This is a genomic window from Pseudonocardia pini, from assembly GCF_013870575.1.
GTDB lineage: Bacteria > Actinomycetota > Actinomycetes > Mycobacteriales > Pseudonocardiaceae > Pseudonocardia > Pseudonocardia pini.
In genome coordinates, this window is sequence record NZ_JACBXB010001199.1 from 1 (window position 1) to 1,101 (window position 1,101).

3 protein-coding genes are annotated in these 1,101 nt (G+C 73.0%); all 3 read left to right on the forward strand.

Translation table 11 applies throughout. The annotated features are described in order from the left end of the window. On the forward strand, positions 1 to 269 hold a 269-nt coding region (locus H5J29_RS33805), incomplete at its 5' end, for a DUF4253 domain-containing protein (RefSeq protein WP_181784924.1). Positions 270 to 321: 52 nt separating this feature from the next. Next, positions 322 to 807 (forward strand): peroxiredoxin, encoded by a 486-nt coding sequence (locus tag H5J29_RS33810; protein WP_181784925.1) that lies wholly within the window; start codon positions 322 to 324, stop codon positions 805 to 807. A 91-nt stretch (positions 808 to 898) separates the two neighbouring features. Further along, the coding region (locus H5J29_RS33815; RefSeq protein WP_376768608.1) for an alcohol dehydrogenase catalytic domain-containing protein at positions 899 to 1,101 on the forward strand (203 nt) is incomplete at its 3' end.

Consider the following 1,101-nt stretch of genomic DNA (forward strand, 5'->3'; position numbering starts at 1 on the left):
CGGTCCCCAGCGCGTCGCTGATCCTCGACGACCCGAACCGCCTGGCCACGGTCCTGCGGAGCTGGGAGGAGCGGTTCGGGGCGGTGGTCACGGAGCTCGCGGCGGACCGGCTGACCCTCACCGTGGCGACCCCGCCGTGGACGATGCCGGAGGCGGAGCGCGTCGCGGCCGAGCACGTCGCCGTCTGTCCGGACCTGGCGGCGCGGAGCCTGCGCGGCTACGCCGCCCGGCTGTGCGGTGCCCGGGTCTGGCGGCTGCGGTGGGGGTGAGGGCCGGGATAACGTGCGGGTGATCACGCCCTTCCGCGAAACGAGGAACCCCATGGCGCTCTCCGTCGGCGACACCCTGCCGGACGTCACGCTCACCACGATCCGCGACGGTGCCCCCACGCCCGTCCGGAGCACCGACGTCCTGGGCTCCGGCACGGTCGTCCTGTTCGGGGTCCCCGGGGCCTTCACCCCCACCTGCTCCGACCAGCACCTGCCGGAGTACGTGCTGCGCGCGGACGAGCTCAAGGCCAAGGGGGTCACCACGATCGCATGCGTGTCGGTCAACGACGCGTTCGTGATGGACGCCTGGGGCAGGTCCCGCGACACCGGGGACACGGTCCTCATGCTCGGCGACGGCAACGGCGACCTGGCCAAGGCGATGGGGCTGACCCTGGACGGCACCCGCATGGGCCTCGGCCTGCGCAACCAGCGCTACGCCGCGGTCATCGCCGACGGCGTCGTGACGGGCGTGTGGGTCGAGTCCTCGCCCGGGGACGTCACCGTGAGCTCGGCGGACGCGGTGCTCAAGTCGCTCTGACTCTCCGTCGAGATGAACGTGGGTGCTGTGCGGAGCATGATCGAACAGCCCTGAGGTTCATCTCGGCGGGGGGATCGGCGAGAGTGGACCCATGTTGCGCGTGGTGTGTACCGAGTTCGGCGATCCGGAGCTGCTCACCGTCGTCGACGAGGCCCCGGCGGCCCCGGGGCCCGGAGAGGTGCTCGTCGGGGTGGCGGCGGCGGGCGTCAGCTTCGTCGACGGGCTGATCGTGCGTGGGGCGTACCAGGTCCGGCCGCCGTTGCCGTTCACCCCGGGCGCCGCGGTCGCGGGCCG

What these genes read in the sequence shown, in the direction of transcription:
- H5J29_RS33810 (WP_181784925.1), top strand. Translation starts at nt 322, where the DNA reads ATGGCGCTCTCCGTCGGCGACACCCTGCCGGACGTCACGCTCACCACG.